At 61.4% G+C, this 14739-nt stretch carries 12 protein-coding genes and 2 pseudogenes; 6 read left to right on the forward strand and 8 right to left on the reverse strand.

Annotation, left to right across the window (positions count from 1 at the left end; translation table 11 throughout):
• Positions 1-416 precede the first annotated feature (416 nt).
• The 3 genes from NKI08_RS30115 to NKI08_RS30125 are packed head-to-tail and all read left to right on the forward strand — an operon-like array spanning position 417 to position 2888.
• The gene (locus NKI08_RS30115; protein ID WP_352774634.1) at positions 417-1292 is read left to right on the forward strand and encodes an ROK family protein; all 876 of its coding nucleotides are present in this window, start codon (positions 417-419) and stop codon (positions 1290-1292) included.
• Complete coding sequence (locus NKI08_RS30120) at positions 1289-2059, forward strand: GntR family transcriptional regulator (RefSeq protein ID WP_352774636.1); 771 nt, start codon at positions 1289-1291, stop codon at positions 2057-2059. Before NKI08_RS30115 ends, NKI08_RS30120 begins: the two co-directional genes overlap by 4 nt.
• Before the next feature lie 37 nt (positions 2060-2096).
• Positions 2097-2888, forward strand: a complete 792-nt coding sequence (locus NKI08_RS30125) for a sugar isomerase domain-containing protein (protein ID WP_352774638.1) — start codon at positions 2097-2099, stop codon at positions 2886-2888.
• 258 nt (positions 2889-3146) lie between these two features.
• Here NKI08_RS30125 and NKI08_RS30130 read toward each other — a convergent pair whose 3' ends face one another.
• Complete coding sequence (locus NKI08_RS30130) at positions 3147-4898, reverse strand: adenylate/guanylate cyclase domain-containing protein (RefSeq protein ID WP_352774639.1); 1752 nt, start codon at positions 4896-4898, stop codon at positions 3147-3149.
• 138 nt (positions 4899-5036) lie between these two features.
• On the opposite strand from NKI08_RS30130, the pseudogene NKI08_RS30135 reads away from it, so the two are divergent.
• A pseudogene (locus NKI08_RS30135) lies at positions 5037-5183 on the forward strand (IS5/IS1182 family transposase); the annotation flags it as partial.
• A 463-nt stretch (positions 5184-5646) separates the two neighbouring features.
• Here the strand turns inward: NKI08_RS30135 and NKI08_RS30140 are convergent.
• Together NKI08_RS30140 and NKI08_RS30145 are read right to left on the reverse strand one after the other, a co-directional pair.
• On the reverse strand, positions 5647-6075 hold the full coding sequence (locus tag NKI08_RS30140) for a type II toxin-antitoxin system VapC family toxin (RefSeq protein WP_352774641.1): 429 nt from the start codon (positions 6073-6075) through the stop codon (positions 5647-5649).
• Entirely contained in the window at positions 6075-6320 is a 246-nt protein-coding gene (locus NKI08_RS30145) for a type II toxin-antitoxin system VapB family antitoxin (RefSeq protein ID WP_352774643.1), read from the reverse strand. The genes NKI08_RS30140 and NKI08_RS30145 overlap by 1 nt, the downstream gene beginning before the upstream one ends.
• A 402-nt stretch (positions 6321-6722) precedes the next feature.
• Between NKI08_RS30145 and NKI08_RS30150 the strand changes: the two genes are divergently transcribed.
• Positions 6723-6971, forward strand: coding sequence for a hypothetical protein (locus NKI08_RS30150; RefSeq protein ID WP_352774644.1), 249 nt, complete (start codon positions 6723-6725; stop codon positions 6969-6971).
• 98 nt (positions 6972-7069) lie between these two features.
• On the opposite strand, the gene NKI08_RS30155 is transcribed toward NKI08_RS30150, so the two are convergent.
• From NKI08_RS30155 to NKI08_RS30170, 4 genes are all read right to left on the reverse strand, one after another.
• Positions 7070-9058, reverse strand: a complete 1989-nt coding sequence (locus tag NKI08_RS30155; RefSeq protein WP_352774646.1) for a CHASE2 domain-containing protein — start codon at positions 9056-9058, stop codon at positions 7070-7072.
• Between the two features lie 72 nt (positions 9059-9130).
• Complete coding sequence (locus tag NKI08_RS30160) at positions 9131-9811, reverse strand: FecR domain-containing protein (RefSeq protein WP_352774648.1); 681 nt, start codon at positions 9809-9811, stop codon at positions 9131-9133.
• Positions 9812-9951: 140 nt separating this feature from the next.
• On the reverse strand, positions 9952-11226 hold the full coding sequence (locus NKI08_RS30165; protein WP_352774649.1) for a tetratricopeptide repeat protein: 1275 nt from the start codon (positions 11224-11226) through the stop codon (positions 9952-9954).
• 485 nt (positions 11227-11711) lie between these two features.
• Positions 11712-12899, reverse strand: a complete 1188-nt coding sequence (locus NKI08_RS30170) for a magnesium transporter (protein ID WP_352774651.1) — start codon at positions 12897-12899, stop codon at positions 11712-11714.
• Between the two features lie 618 nt (positions 12900-13517).
• Between NKI08_RS30170 and NKI08_RS30175 the strand changes: the two are divergent.
• Positions 13518-14215 (forward strand): annotated as a pseudogene (locus NKI08_RS30175) (IolE/MocC family protein).
• 323 nt (positions 14216-14538) lie between these two features.
• Here NKI08_RS30175 and NKI08_RS30180 read toward each other — a convergent pair.
• On the reverse strand, positions 14539-14703 hold the full coding sequence (locus NKI08_RS30180; protein ID WP_352542715.1) for a hypothetical protein: 165 nt from the start codon (positions 14701-14703) through the stop codon (positions 14539-14541).
• Positions 14704-14739: the final 36 nt, after the last annotated feature.

Consider the following 14739-nt stretch of genomic DNA (forward strand, 5'->3'; position numbering starts at 1 on the left):
CACACAGCGATGTCTATGACGTTATGACAACCAGAAGCAACGATGCAAGCGCTATCTTCGTGGAGAGCTCCTGCCGGCGTTGCGGCGTTTTCTTACTCCGATTTTGTGAAGGGAGATCACATATCATAAACAGGAGTTTAGACACGATGGCTCGAGCTGTTTCTCACTGCTGGCTATCCCCAAAATCTCTTGCGATCGAAGTCATGTCGTTATAATGACACTGAACCGCTGCAAAGGATGCCGATGTCGAATGGGAGACGGAGCATGGTTCATCGACACGCTGCGCTCAGCCCGATCGGCTTTGGCGCCGCGTGCACCGGAGTCTGTACCGCACTGCCGACCAGAGCCGACGGCGCCGTGGCGACGTGGAGCTGGCGCTTCGAGGACTGGGCGGCAGCCAGTCGGAGTCGCTCTCGATGACACGCGTTCTGGCCATCGATCTTGGCGGCACCAACTTGCGCGCCGCTATCCATACCGGCGATGTTCGCTGGCTGGAGATGCTCAGCCGCGAGCCCGCACCAGCAAGTCTTGATGCCTTCGTCGCCCGAATCGGTGCCTTGCGCGCCGAGGCCGGTCCGGTCGAGGCACTTGGCTTAGCGGTGCCGGGGCTTGTCGAGGGCTCGGTCTGCCGCTGGATTCCGAACCTGCCCTATCTCGACGGCATCGACATCGCGGCCTTGTTTCCTCGTCTGCCTGTTGCCATTGGCAATGACGCGCAGGTCGCCATGCTGGCCGAAGCGGTCGAAGGTGCCGCAAAAGGCCTGTCCGATGCCATCCTGCTGGCGATCGGCACCGGTATCGGCTCCGCCGTTCTGGTCAATAACCACATCGTCGCCGGCGTACGTGGCGGCGCCTGCTCATTCGGCTGGGCCTGCGCCGACATCGAGGATGAAGGGGAGGACCGCAGCGGCTGGCTGGAGCGCTTCGCTTCCGGGCGGGCATTCGACGCCGCGGCGCGCCAGATCGGGCTCGCCAATGGCGGCAGGCTGGTCGAGGCGGCCCGGGGTGGCAAGACGGCCGCCCTTGACGCATTGGAGCTGCCGGCGCGCCGGCTGGGCACTGCCTTGGCGGGTGCGGTCGCGCTGCTTGACACCCAGGCGGTCCTGATTTCCGGCGGGCTTGCCGATGCGCTGGACGTGGTAGGGCCGCCGCTGCTTGCGGCATTGCGGCGTCAGCTGCCGCCGCATCTGCGCGATGTCGTGCTGCGGTCCGGCGAATTCGGCTCCTGCGCCGGTCTCGTCGGCGCCTCGCTGGCCGGTCTCGCCGGAGCACAGTGGAGGCAGATTAGATGAGCCAAGTGAGCTTTCAGCAACCGGACCGCCGAAGACCCGAGCCGCTCTGGTATCAGGTGGAAGAGGCCATCCGCGCCATCGTCAAGAGTGGCGATTGGGCGACCGGCGACCAGATTCCGGCCGAAGACAGACTGTGCGCCCTGTTCGGGGTGAGCCGCATCACGCTGCGCCACGCGCTGCGCAATCTGGAAGAGCACGGGCTGCTCAGGCGCGAACATGGCCGTGGCACCTTCGTGCGCTCCACCACGCTGGTCGCCGGCACCCGCGAACTCACCAGCTTCACCCAGGAAATGGGCAATATGGGCGTGGTCGCCGGCTCGCGCTTGCTCGACTGCAGCCTGACCACCGCCAATGCCGCCGCGGCCGGAGCGCTGGAGATCGAGGAGGGCGACCCGGTGGTGCGCATCCGGCGGCTCAGGCTCGGCAACAACGAACCGATCGGTATTCAGACTGCGCAACTCTCGGCCGCGCGCGTGCCCGGCTTTCTCGATGCCGGCCTGTTGCAGGGCTCGCTCTACGAAGCGTTGGAACGCCATTACGGTATCGTGCCGGTCGCGGCGCGCGAAAACTACCGTGTTGGCGCGGTCGGGACGGCGGATGCCGAGTTGCTCGATCTGCCTGCGGGGAGCCCCGCTTTCGTGGTCGAGCGCATCACCACCGACGAGCGTGGCCCGTTCGAATTCACCGTCTCGGTCATGCGGGGCGACCGCTACGAAATCCGCTCGACGCTGCGTGCCGGTCGCGCCGCGTCAACCGCAAGAAGCTGAGCCATTACCGAAGCCGACCCATAACAGGAGTACCGACGTGTCCGATCTCTACATACCTCGCCTTGCCGCCCTCATCGAACAGGCCTCGAAAGCCAATGCCGAAGCCTTTGGCGAAGCGGCCAGCCGCTTTGCCAACACGCTCGAGAGCGGCGGGTTGGTTCATCTTTACGGCTCGGGCCACTCGGTGTTGCCGGTCCAGGAAGTGTTTCCGCGCTACGGCAGCTATATCGGCTTCAATCCGCTGACCGACCCGCGTGTCATGTGGCATAACGTGCTCGGCGCCGGCGGCGTGCGCGAACTTCTGTGGCTGGAGCGGACCGAGAAATACGCCGACAAATTCCTCGATCACCAGCCGCTGAACAAAGGCGATTCGATCATCATCTTTGGCCACAGCGGCCGCAATTCGTCCGGCATCGACACCGCGCTCTATGCGAAAAAACGCGGCATCTTCGTCGTTGCGATAACCAGCAAGAACAATCTCGACAAGCCGGCGACGCACTCTTCCGGCAAACGGCTTGCCGATGCCGCCGACCTTGTCATCGACACCTGCTCGCCGATCGAGGATGCCATCGTGCCGGTCGAGGGCTGGAGCCGGCCGGTCTCCGGTTCGTCGACCGTGCTTGCCATGATCCTGGCGCATGAGCTGATCGCCCGCACCGCCGAGGCGCTTTCGAAACGCGGCATCGAACTGCCGGTTTTTGCCTCGCCGACAATTGCCGGCGTCACACTGCACGACACCGACGTCATCTATGGCGTCTATCGCGAGAAAATGCTCGAGGCACAAAGGAAGCATCTGCCGACGTTCCAGGCGACCATGCGCGGCGACTGACAACCGGGGAGGGCACGCAAAACACTAGGACGTAGTGTTCTAGGCAAGCCGCTTGAATGGTTTGGCCGAGGACGTTTTCGACAAATCCGCCAGCAGCCGACCTTCAGGTCGTCGCGTATCCTTCGACCGGCCGCGGCCGGAACCGAGACGGCAACTTGCAGCGATGGAGCGGTCGATAGCGCTTTCGCGGACTCGCGCCGGTGGCGCTACGTCCGCCACCTGGTGGCGTGCGGGGGTTTCACCAACGCCGAAATACGCCTAGTCCGGCAAGCCCGCCAGACGCCAGCCATCGACAAAGGGCTGGGCAGCACTCATGCTCCTAAATGGCAAGTTCGCTACTAGTTCGCCGATCGTCCAACCCGGATTGCCCGCAAGAAATAGGCGGGCTTCCTCCTGTGCCTCAGGCAAGCGGCCGCCAAGGGCAAGCGCGGCAATCAGGTGCTCCCTCGAACCTGTCCCGTAGGTTTCTTCCCGGCTCAAGGACACGACCGCTTCTTCGTACTGACCGGTGGAAATCTGCGCCATTCCCACGATCCAGAAATACCAACCGGGTGGACGAGGATTTAAACGCAGCGCCTCCGCGCAAGCTATCAGCGCCGCTTGCGGCTTGCCCAAGTAGATTTGAAGCTCACCAATCCATGCAACCGCATCTGCATTGTTGGGATTTATCCGAATGGCAGCATCGAATTGAGATTTTGCTTCATCCCAATTGCGCTCAAAAAGCTGAACGCAGCCCAGGATCCTGCGAACGTTGGAATCGCCGGGATCGATTTCCACGGCCCGTTGTGCGTGCATCAGAGCCTTTGCGCGGCCGGGTACCTGCGGTTCTCTCCAAATAATCCAGCCAAACAGCAGTGAGATGGCAAGATTGCTGTGCGCTTCACAGTAGTTTGGATCGAGTGCAACGGCACGTTCCAAAGCTGAACGCGCCTCGCTGTTGTCTGATCTGGAAATGTTCCATTTGCCTCGCGACCTAACACAGAGATCATAGGCTTCGAGATTTGACGGTCGAAAACGGCTAACAATGTTCCTTTCACTGAGCTTGCCAGAAATCGCTTCAACAACGCGTCGCGTGACCTCGTCCTGAACGTCGAAGATGTCGGCGATTTCGCGGTCAAAACGCTCGGCCCAGACATGATTGCCGCCTTCCGCCGCGTTGATCAGCTGCACATTTACACGCAAACGCTTGACGGACCGCCTCGCGCTGCCCTCAAGTATGTACTTGACCCCTAGATCGCGAGCGATCTGACGGACATCACTGGGCTTGCCCTTGTAGGCGAAGGTGGAGTTACGGGCGATGACGAAGAAGCCCGGTACATTGGAGAGATCGGTGATGATGTCCTCTGTCAGGCCGTCGGTAAAGAACTCCTGTTCGGCGTCGCCGCTCATGTTGATGAAGGGCAGCACGGCGATGGACGGCTTGTCGAGAAGGGCGAGCGGAGCCGGAGTGGCGCCGATTAAGACAGTTGGCTCGCGACGGGCAGGCGTACCGACCTCCAGCGCATAAACACGCATCGGCTCAGCAATGTTCTTAAGGACTCTCTCGCCGAGATCACAAATCGCGAGGTCGTGCCGGCTCCGCACCTGACGGTAGGCATCTTCAGACAGGCAGATGGTTCCTGGCTTCGCCATGCCCTCCAGACGAGCAGCGATATTGACGCCATCGCCCATCAAGTCGCCATCCGCTTCCTCGACAACATCGCCGATATGAATACCGATGCGCAGTTCAATTCGACGCTCTGCCGGCAATCCGGAATTGCGCTCGAGCATCCCTACCTGCAGCTCCATAGCGCAGCGGACCGCGTCAACGCCGCTCCGAAACTCGGACAGCACGCCATCGCCGGTGCTCTTCACGACCCGACCCCGATGAACTGCGATGGTCGGGTCGACGAGGTCGCTTCGCAGCGTGCGGATGCGAGCGAGCGTACGATCCTCGTCACTCGCCGTCAGACGGCTGAAGCCGACGATGTCCGCCACCAGGATTGCCGCGAGCTTGCGTACTTCGGTCATTGCATGCCCATACCCGAACCTATCACAGCTGCGGACGGATGCCGCGCAGTTTGTGGCCAGCGAGATACCCTCCAATCAGTTCCGCATACGGACGAAGAAGCACAGCTTTGGGTAGCGAACGGAGTGACCGCTCAACGCGTCACCCTGGACGTCGAGGCGACCCGCGCGATCCGGCAGGCTGAGGTGGGAGCCGCGCGCACCAGGATTGACAGGACCGCGGACCGCTTCGGCCTGAAGCCGGAGTATCTGGCCGCCGACGGCGCCTATGGATCGGCGGCGAACCTCAGGCGCGCGACGAGTTCCTCCTCGCCGCTACCACTGTTCACCCTGAGCCGAGAAGGTCGCAATCGGCTGGAGAACCGACCCGCAGTTTTGGACAGCTCGATCAGCCGACGTCAGCCGTCTGGTTTGAGCGGTTCGTGCTCAATTACCTGGACAATGTCGGTAAGCTCGATTTCCGGTAATGCTCGCGCATCCCACGCAGCATCATGTCATCCGGCCACTCGGCCGATTTTCTGAGACAGGCAGCTCCGATGCAAGCTGAATATCCGCGCATTTTAAGACGTTAACGACAGCGGATTTTGCTCGCGTCATCATCGCAGACATACCGCATCGGACCGGGAACGATGCGGACCTCGCGAAACCGGATGGTCGACGTCTTTCATCGCTCATAATCAGCGGGAATAGTCGGCTTACGACACCGAGCGTCTGCATGGCTCTCGCGCCGCGATGCAAGGCCCGGAAAGCCTTACGCCAGATCAGTTTGTGAAAAGTCATTGCCCTTGTAAAGCAGGGCAAGCCGATGAGCCTTCGCGCAAGCATAGGCAAAACAATCGCCGAAATTGAGATCGGCTTTGTTCCCGACTGCTTTGCCGTATTTCATGCTGGCTTCGATCGCCCGGTCGCCGATGTCGCCGGATATCGTGATTTCCTTGCCGGCGATCTCGATCAAAAAGGCGTCGACGGTATCACGGGCTTGCGCCAGCATGTTGGCCGTGGGCTTGGCGTTCTTTTTGATGGCTTCGGCCGACGCTCGCGCGAGTCCCTGGACTGCCTCGAACCGGACGAGCGGGGAGATATACAGCGGCTTGGTCGCGGCCGCGAGCCACTTTTCCAGTTCTTCCGCGCCAGGTTCCTCGTTCAGAATGGCAACGATCACCGAGGCATCGACGAACATTAGTCGTCGCTCCACATTTGGTCGGTGAATTTCTTCATATCGAAATCAGGGTTGGCCGGTCCGATCCGCCGCGCCATTTCCTTGACTTTGGCAAATCTCTCGCGCAGCGGGACGCTGCCGCGGTTGCGCTCGATCTCGTGGCGCAAGGCAGTTCTGACGGCCTCCGTCTTGCTGCGCGCCTTGGTAATCTGCTGCAGCTCGACGGCCATGGCGTCGACATCGGGGTCGCGAATGAAGAGCGGCATTTTGTATATCCTCATGAGTGATATATGTATATCATATCGGAGATATACTCGCCAGCGAATTCGCGAGCGGCGGTTTTGATAAGGAGGGAGGGAGGAATCCAGCTCGCGAAAATCCGTCGGGAGGGTCGGTTCTGGTGCTCAGTCCTTGGAATTGCTCGGCGTCTGAAACACGTCGCTCCGGCCATGTCACTGTCAACGCCCACATGCCCAAGGCGCATCGACGCTTGCGTGCGCCGACGCATGCGCTTCCCAACATCCGCGGCGATCGGTTGATGTCGATAGACCGCCCACGCGCCCGACGAGGCCAGCGCCAGCTGCATCGATTGCGTCAGGTTCATAACGGCCATAATCCCGGCCCAGCGAACTCTCTCGTTAGGGCAGCTCGGGGAGTGCTACGGCTGGATGCTCTTGGGAACACCCCTAACGCATGATCCGGCGGCGAGGATAAACAATCTGAACCACGCGCTGCCTCCACATGATGGCGCCGGCGAACTCAACGAAGCCGTGCTGCCATTCGTGGTGAACTGGATAAGACGGCCTATCTTCTCGCTCGAAAATTCGGCGGCCTCGACAATCATTGCCGGGGTTACCTCGACGGATCCCTTCGCCGTCTATCCGCGTCCCATCGGCTGTCGCGCTGATCCGGATTGACAGCCACCCGCAATTAAAGGGCCGTTTGATGATACCTAGGCCTCCCCAGCAGTATTAGTTCACAAAGCAGGTCGGCACCCGCGATCCGCTGGATTCGGTCAGCGTGTGCTTCGGGTTCGGGGTGCAAGATCAGGCGGTGCCATTTGCACGGATGGCGGCGAACCAACCACCACGGCAGGGGCGCCAGATTGCTCACCACGTTGGCTCTCCACTTCGCGGCTCATACCTTGGTGAGCAGCTTGCATCTCCGGAACGGTGAAAACCGGCACCTCGCCCTTGAAACCCTGGAGTTCAAAGGCGCCCGCCTGGACGACCGGCATCGGCGCTCCTGCCGCAAAGCCGGGACCAAGCACCAGGGGGATGCCCAGCTTCTTGGTCGTCGACTCGAGCCGAGCCGTGCGGTTCACCGGAGAGCCGATCGCGGTGTAATCGAAACGCCGTTCGGAGCCGAAATTGCCTACCGAGCAAATGCCCGTCTCGATAGCGACGCCGATTGCGATGGAGGGGTGGCCGTCTGCGCTGAAGGCGGCGTCTTCACGCTTCACCCGTTCGATCAGGGCAAGGCCCGCGTCGAGCGCGCGCTCGCGATGGTCCGGCTGATCAAGCGGCGCGTTCCAGAAGGCCAGCACCGCGTCGCCCATGAACTTGTCGATGGTGCCGTCGCGCTTGAGGATCTCATCTGTCGCAATGCCGAGGAAGTGGTTGACCACCTTTGCGATTTCCTGGGTGTCGAGTTGTTCGCTCATCGTCGTGAAGCCGCGTATGTCGCTGAGCAGGATCGTGATCTCGCGCTTCTCGCCGGACAGGATCGCTTCGGTGTCTGAGCTTGCGAGGCGCTGCACCACGGAAGGCGACAGATACTGGGCGAACTGCCGTGCCAGGGTGGACCGGCGCTGCTCGCTGCGCCTGTAGAGAACATAGCCTTCGAAGCCGGCTACCAGGATCGTCGCAAGCGCCGGCTGCAGCGGGTCATAGAGTGCACCCTGCAGGCTGTATTCGAGAGCGCCGAACACGAAAGGCGTGACGGCAAGCAGCACGAGAGCCAGGGCACCAAGCACGACACGCCCGGCGAGCACTCCCGAAAGTCCGATGAAGATGACGGCACTGAGGACAAACCAGAGCCGCTCCACCGTGCGCGCATGCGTTGGCTCTGCCAGATAGCGCCCGGCAAGCAACTGGGCTATTGCATCGGCGTGGATGTCCGCGCCTGGTCGCGCTGGACGTGTCGGGGTGGGCAGGTACTGCGTCAGTCCCACGGCCGACAGATCGACAATGGCGATGGCGTCCCGCAGCCGTGGATCACTGCCGCCCGAAAGGATAGTGCTGGCAGATATACGCGGCGTATCCGTGGCGGTTTCCCAGAGGCGGATGCTCCCCTCCGGCTCGAGCAGCACGATGGCGCCGGCCATCCTGAGTGCGTCGAACCCGGCGGCATTCATCCGGGCTATGTAGCCGTCCTGCCCGGCGTAAAGGCGCAGAAGCTCGAGCGCGAAGGACGGCCACAGCTGCACGCCTTGAGCGGTATTGCGAAGCCACAGCAGCGGCACATGGCGCAGTACGCCGTCGGGATCGGGCAAGGTGCGAATTACGCCGAGGCCCGCGGCGGCGTTGGAGAATTCGGCAAGCGAGCCGGTCAGGCCGGCGAAGCCGGGAAGCGTGTCTGGTACCTGCCCGACGATCGACCAGCCGGCTTTGGGCCCTGCATCTGAAACCGTCGCCTCATTGCCCAGGCTGACAGCAAGCGCCGTTCGATTTTTGGCCAGCGCCGCTGCCAGGCGCTTGTCTCCGGCGATGCCCTCAGGCGAGGTGTCGGCCTCGGGCAGCACCAGCGCAAGCCCGATGACCGCGGCGCCGGACTTGGTGATGCCATCGACCAGATCGGCCAAGAGGCCCCGGTTCCAGGGCCATCGCCCATGTGCCTTGAGGCTGGCGTCGTCTATCGAGACGATCACGACAGGATTGCTCGTCGCCTGGCGCGGAGCGAGAAACTGGTAGAAGTCGTACGTCCGCTCACGCAGGCGCGACAGCGGCCCGTCGAAAGCCAAATGGCAAGCGAGCAGCAGGAGCACGACCAAAAGGCCGGACATCTTACTCCTGGCAGCTTGCCGCCAATCAGCCCAGCGCCAACCGACCAAGAGGCTCATGTCGTACGGCCAGGCCTATTCACAGTAGTAGCAGCAACCCTCACCCTGACACTCGCCCTTATTCACGCCGCCGCCCACGGGTGGCGTTGGGGTGTCGGGGAACTCCATGACCACTCCTGGCAATGCGCCGTCGGTGGAGTCGCAGATTTTGAGCGAGCCGCCGAGTGCCGACGCACAAAGTGCGCTTACGTCCAATCCCGGACCCGGTGCGCCTGGCAGGCCGGTGCCGGCAATCCGGTCGATGCTGTCCAATATCGGGAAGGTGTCGATTCCGCCGTAGCCGGTCAGCAGCTTGCCATCTTCCGATGTGCAGGCGTAGCCCGGGTTTGTGATGACCAGCCGTTTGCCATTGATCGTGCAGGTCATGCGGCCGGCACGCAGAATGCCCACGGTCTGGCCGGCTGCCACCAGCACTTCGATGATGCCGCCTCTGGCTCCGAGCACCATATGCGGCGTCGCAACCTGCATGACGCCGCCTTTCGAAACCTGGCCGCCATAAAAACGGGCCAGGCCGCTGTTCATCCCGATGTCGATCTTTCCCGATCCGGAGCCCGGATTGTAGACGAATTCATCGATCGTCAGGCTGGTGTTCGGACCAATCTTGGCGCTCGATTCGTCCCGGAACACCAGCATTCCAAGACCAGTGGGATTGCTGCGCAACTGGTCGCCGAGTTCGACGCCGGCACCGACGTTCATTGTCCCGCCGTTGTTGCGGACGATGTTGGTCTGGTAGGCCGTCATCGACCCGACCGTCTCAGCGGCGGAAGGTGCCGCAAAGGCAAGGCAGGCGACAAAAATGGCGATCTGACGGTACGGGGTCCTCATCGCGGCCTCTTTCAATTGAGCGTCAACGTGTAGCTCATGAGCATTTCGAACGATTTTCGGTCGCGGTTGGCGATGTCGAAGTTGGTTTCGCGATAGGCGAGATCGACGCTGATCTTCTGCGCCTCCGTCAGCTGAAAATCGCTTTCCGAGGCAATGCGCCAAAAGTCGCTCTTTATATTTGTGCCGATGCCGACGGACAGATCGGGAGTGTTGCTGTGGCCGGCCGAAAAGGCGATCTGGTGCGACCATGCGAAAAGATCCGGTACGTTCATCAACAGGCCGCCATAGCGGACCTCGCCCGTGTAGCTGTGGCCGATTTCGCCAGATCCGGAGGCGAAGTCATTCGAGCCGACCAGCCGCAGTCCGAGCGCCTGGCCATTGCGGAAGCGGTAGCTGCCGCCCGCCTCATAGAAAACCCTGCTATCGGCGAAAATGCCTTGCGAGGCGCTTAGATCGATGTAGCCGCCGCCTGCGAAAAGCGTCGTTTCGACCGTCGGGCGCACAAGAAAGCGCCCACTGACGCCGATGCCGGTCTCGTGGATATCGCTGTCGAAACGATCCGTAACTGTGAACGCCGAAAGCAGCAGGCGCAGCGAATCGATCCCACTGTTCGGCAGCCCCTTGTCCCAGGTGATCGCGGCGTTGCCGTGGATGAAGGTCTTCTCGCTGCCCGGAACCGACAGGTCTTCCGTGAAAAAGCGCTGTGTCGCCGTCAATGAGCCCGAAAGGACGAGAGCGTCGGCGCTTGGCGTGCCGAGGTCCCACCGGACAAAGCCTTCCGCCCGCCCATAGGGCGAGACGAAGCTGTCGTCGTCCTGCGCCCCGCCTGGCTCAAAATCGGTAAATGCGCTGAACACGCCGCCGGTCAGGGCGAGTTCCCAGGTGACGCCACGCAACGCGCGCTCGATGCGGGCGAGCAGGCGAACGGCTTCCTGCTGCTCGCTTGCGGTAAGGCCGCCGACTTCGATGCCGTACTGCACCTGCCGCCGGGCCAATTCATAGGAGCCGACATGATAGTACAATCGGCTGGCCGCCAGTCGGGCGCGCGCATCGCGGGGATATTTGATCAGATACTGCTCGATTGAGGAGATCGCCTGATCGTATTGTCCCGCGTTGACGGCTACCGTGACGAACTGGGCGAGCGTTCCATTGTCGGCCGGACTGGCGATGCGGGCCGAAAACGCATCGTCGTATGCCGTAAAAAGACCTTGTGCGCCAGCCGGCAATACGCCGGTACCAAGCAGCGCTGCGGCGAAGCCGAAGATCGTTCGAAACGAAGATTGCATGCCGAGAACCCACCCCAAACCCGACTAGTGCGAAGGATTTAGCACGACTCCAAGAAAAAGGCGACTGAACTGTCACCAGACCATGCGAGTCTCAGCAGCTGTTGCAGCGGCGCAACAAACTATCGGGTTATTGGTATTTCGGCTGCGCTGGTCGTCAAAACATCTTCTCAGCGTTGCAGTACAATTGAAGTATTCGGCACAAGTGGCAACTAACTCAAATCATCATCAGTGGCGGATCGCACAGCCTACAAGATTAATATTGTTTGCGCGATTCTGCGCGTATCTGGTCATCGGATGAGGCTTCAAGGTCACCCACGGCTCATCCGAAAGGTCTTCCGTCGCGTTGCGCAAGGGGTCGGAGAGCTGCCGGAAGGTGCTTCTCACGACGCGTGCGCGATGCGGCCTGGCTCTTGCTGTTTCGTTGAACGCGACGAGGTCAGCTTATCGCCCCCCACTCGCAGGGACGCGTCACCGGACGCGTCTTGCTACAGCACGAGCATGGTGGCCAGCCCCAGCATCAGGCCCATGCCTACAATATCGGTCACGGTGGTGAGGAAGATCGCCGAAGCGACCGCCGGATCGGCGCCGACTCGCCGCAGGCCCAGCGGGATCAGCACGCCGGAGATTCCGGACATGAGGCATGATCCGGACATGGCAAGCAGGATCACAAGTGCCAGCATGGGCGCTTGGGCCGCCGACTCCGGTTGCCGCGAGGCGTAGAACCACATCGCCGCAGCCGCAACCAGGCCGACGAGCACGCCGTTGGCGATCCCGAGCGCGCCCTCCCGCATCACCAGGTGCAGCTTCGGTCGTTTGTCCACATCCCCCAGGGCAAGGCCACGCAGCGTCATAGCCAGTGCCTGGCAGCCGGTGTTTCCGCTCTGCCCGGCCAAGACCGGGAGGAACGCCGCCAGGGCGACGATCTTCTCGATCGTGCCTGTGAATGAACTGACCACGAAAGCGGCCATGAAGGCCGTCAGCAGGTTCAGCTGCAGCCACGGATGACGCTTCAAGAAGGCTGAAAACAGCGGCGTAAAAGAACGCTCCTCCTTCTGGACACCCACCATCTGGCCAGACTGGGCGGAAATCTCGATGATTTGCTGCTCGAACAAGCGCCAGCCGCGAACCTGCCCGAGCAGCCGGTTCTCCGCGTCCACGATCGGATAGACAGGGTACTGACGGCGTACTGCTGCCTTGCAGGCGTCGCTCAAAGACAGACCGACATTAAGGGCGAAGGGCCTGGGCAACATGATCTGATCCACCGTCGCGTCCGGTTCGCTCAGCATCAGATCGCGCAGGACCACCAGGCCAACCAGTTTATTGCCCTCGTCCGTGACATAGAGATAAGTGAGCTCGGTCGGCACCTGGGTGCGTCTGACAGCTTCCACCGCGGCAGCAACCGTCGTCGCGACAGGAACGCTGGCGGGAATCGGGTCCATCAGCTCGACGAGCGAGTCGGGAACCGCGAAACCCTTGCCACCGCCTTGAGACCTGATGGGCCGCATATGCGGTGGCAAATGCTCGGCCACCTTACGGGCGTGCCCGTCCGGCAACAGCTTTAGTGTGTCGCGGATGAACTCGGGAGATTCTCGGGCCAGCAATTCAGCCGCGTCATCAGGGGCTCGAGCCCGCAGCGTGCGCACCAACTTCTGAACGTCGTTCTCTTCTTTCATTTGCTGCGGCCCCCAAATTGCTAGTGTCTTGCCTGACAGTATGACACGGATCGGATCGCTCTGTCTGGCGCGCAGTGGCTCAAGCGCCTCGATCCCGAAATCTTCGCCTCTCGGGCGCCGAGTGGACAGAACCCAGACAGATCTGAGCCGTTGCGGCGTACATAAAGGCGAGCTGTAACCTCTGCGTGTCGCCGAGAATTCAACGTGTTGCGAACTTCACCGGTCTTTTCCTGGGATCTGCGAGCACGCCGCAGCAATAAAACTCAAACCCGGAAACTCTGCAACGGCAGGGCCTCCGGCGGTCGAATTGATTTGCCTCATGCCGCGCACCTTGCCAGTTCCTCCAGCTCTGGAGGCGGATGAATTCGCCACGATGACGAGGTCATTTGCCTGAACCTGTAATAGTTTAGCTTGAGAAAGGGGCGCTGCTTTGTGAGACTCCAGGCCGTCGCGGTCCGATCCGAGTTAATGTAGGCCCACTGGCAATAGCGTAGACCGCTCGATCGCACCTGGGGTGAACGAAGACTCGTTTCGAGAATGGCATCGGTTCTTTAATTGCCATCTCACCTGACAATGATCCGGCCTGGCATTCCTGGCCGCCCGTCATTGGGGACGCTTATGAGCAACATTATCGCCGCTGGTTTTAACTCAGTCTCTTCCAATGGCAGATGGAGAGCCTTGAGGCGGACTTTCGCAGCTTTGCCGATATGTGCGTCGAAGCCGTCGGACTGGAACTGACGACCCTCGACCTCATGGTCGGTGGTCGCGTCGTCCCCGAGAGAGCCGAGAGGCTTATCGCGCAGATGAGGGAGTTCGATTTCCGCTATACGGTTCATCGCGTCGTCTCTCGAACCTCACGGACCCGGCGGTCTACCGTTACCAGATTGATGCTGCCAAGCCCTGGAGTTGCGCAGACGGCAAAGGCGGTTAGCCATCTGAACCTGGTGGCGCTCATCGATTTCAGTCACGCTTATAGTGAATCGACCCATCGCGGCCTGAACTTCCGTGAGCAGCTGCGGGCCATGGCGCCGGCTACGGGCCACCTGCATGTCCATAGTTCCTTCGGCCGCCCACAGGGTCTCCATCGAACCTACCTCTCGCAGGAGAATGCAGCGCTAGGTCCGGGTGACCTGCACTTACTCCTCGGTTGGGGCGATATCGAGTGGGATGACATCTTCAGCGAGCTGGTCTTCTTGCCGGAGACCGTTCTCATCATGAGTCGGGCCCCTTACCGCAATGAGCAGCCCGGCAGCCTGGCGCAGGCAAAAAACCTTATCGTCCTCAACCATCGCGCTGAGAGCGGAGTGGCGGAATAAGGGTCGGGAAATCCGCCGCGTTGGTGCTGCCAACGTCGGTTAGCTGCCGAACTCGTTGGCAGCGAGTCGTCCGCATTGGAAGATCGACCGTGACGAGTTTTGTCGATCCTGTTTTCGATGAGATTGTAAGAAGAGTGCGCGTGCCGGTCTGCGATACGCCGGCCAATTGGCCGGTCCGTGGCGGTCGAGCGCGGGCAGGGGCCGGAGACGTGCCAGTCACGTACCCGTTGGCCAGCCGGGCCGTCGGCTGATTTCTGCTCCATGTGATCGCATGCGTGCTCGCCAACCCAGTACCTTGGCGACGTCCGCCAGCCCGCTTCTGACTATTCCCTTTCCGTCGCACTTATCTTGATTCCGCGCCGTTCCGCGTACTCGATCAATGCGAGTTCTATCACCGAGGTGATAGAACGCCGCTCCGCTTCTGCAAGCTGTTGCGCCAAGGCCAACACCGGCGGATCAAGGCGGGTGGTGAACGGCTTTTTTGTCATTTTCGCTCTGCGGCTTGATATTCAGTTTCAAAAGGC

Source organism: Mesorhizobium sp. M0768 (assembly GCF_040320195.1).
In the GTDB taxonomy this organism is placed as follows: Bacteria; Pseudomonadota; Alphaproteobacteria; order Rhizobiales; family Rhizobiaceae; genus Mesorhizobium.

Excerpts from the sequence above, each read along its gene's own strand:
- NKI08_RS30115 (WP_352774634.1), top strand. The coding sequence starts at position 417 with ATGACACGCGTTCTGGCCATCGATCTTGGCGGCACCAACTTGCGCGCC.
- NKI08_RS30130 (WP_352774639.1), bottom strand. The coding sequence starts at position 4,898 with ATGACCGAAGTACGCAAGCTCGCGGCAATCCTGGTGGCGGACATCGTC.
- NKI08_RS30180 (WP_352542715.1), bottom strand. The coding sequence starts at position 14,703 with ATGACAAAAAAGCCGTTCACCACCCGCCTTGATCCGCCGGTGTTGGCC.
- NKI08_RS30150 (WP_352774644.1), top strand. The coding sequence starts at position 6,723 with ATGCTCTTGGGAACACCCCTAACGCATGATCCGGCGGCGAGGATAAAC.
- NKI08_RS30170 (WP_352774651.1), bottom strand. The coding sequence starts at position 12,899 with ATGAAAGAAGAGAACGACGTTCAGAAGTTGGTGCGCACGCTGCGGGCT.
- NKI08_RS30120 (WP_352774636.1), top strand. The coding sequence starts at position 1,289 with ATGAGCCAAGTGAGCTTTCAGCAACCGGACCGCCGAAGACCCGAGCCG.
- NKI08_RS30145 (WP_352774643.1), bottom strand. The coding sequence starts at position 6,320 with ATGCCGCTCTTCATTCGCGACCCCGATGTCGACGCCATGGCCGTCGAG.
- NKI08_RS30165 (WP_352774649.1), bottom strand. The coding sequence starts at position 11,226 with ATGCAATCTTCGTTTCGAACGATCTTCGGCTTCGCCGCAGCGCTGCTT.
- NKI08_RS30155 (WP_352774646.1), bottom strand. The coding sequence starts at position 9,058 with ATGTCCGGCCTTTTGGTCGTGCTCCTGCTGCTCGCTTGCCATTTGGCT.
- NKI08_RS30140 (WP_352774641.1), bottom strand. The coding sequence starts at position 6,075 with ATGTTCGTCGATGCCTCGGTGATCGTTGCCATTCTGAACGAGGAACCT.
- NKI08_RS30160 (WP_352774648.1), bottom strand. The coding sequence starts at position 9,811 with ATGAACGTCGGTGCCGGCGTCGAACTCGGCGACCAGTTGCGCAGCAAT.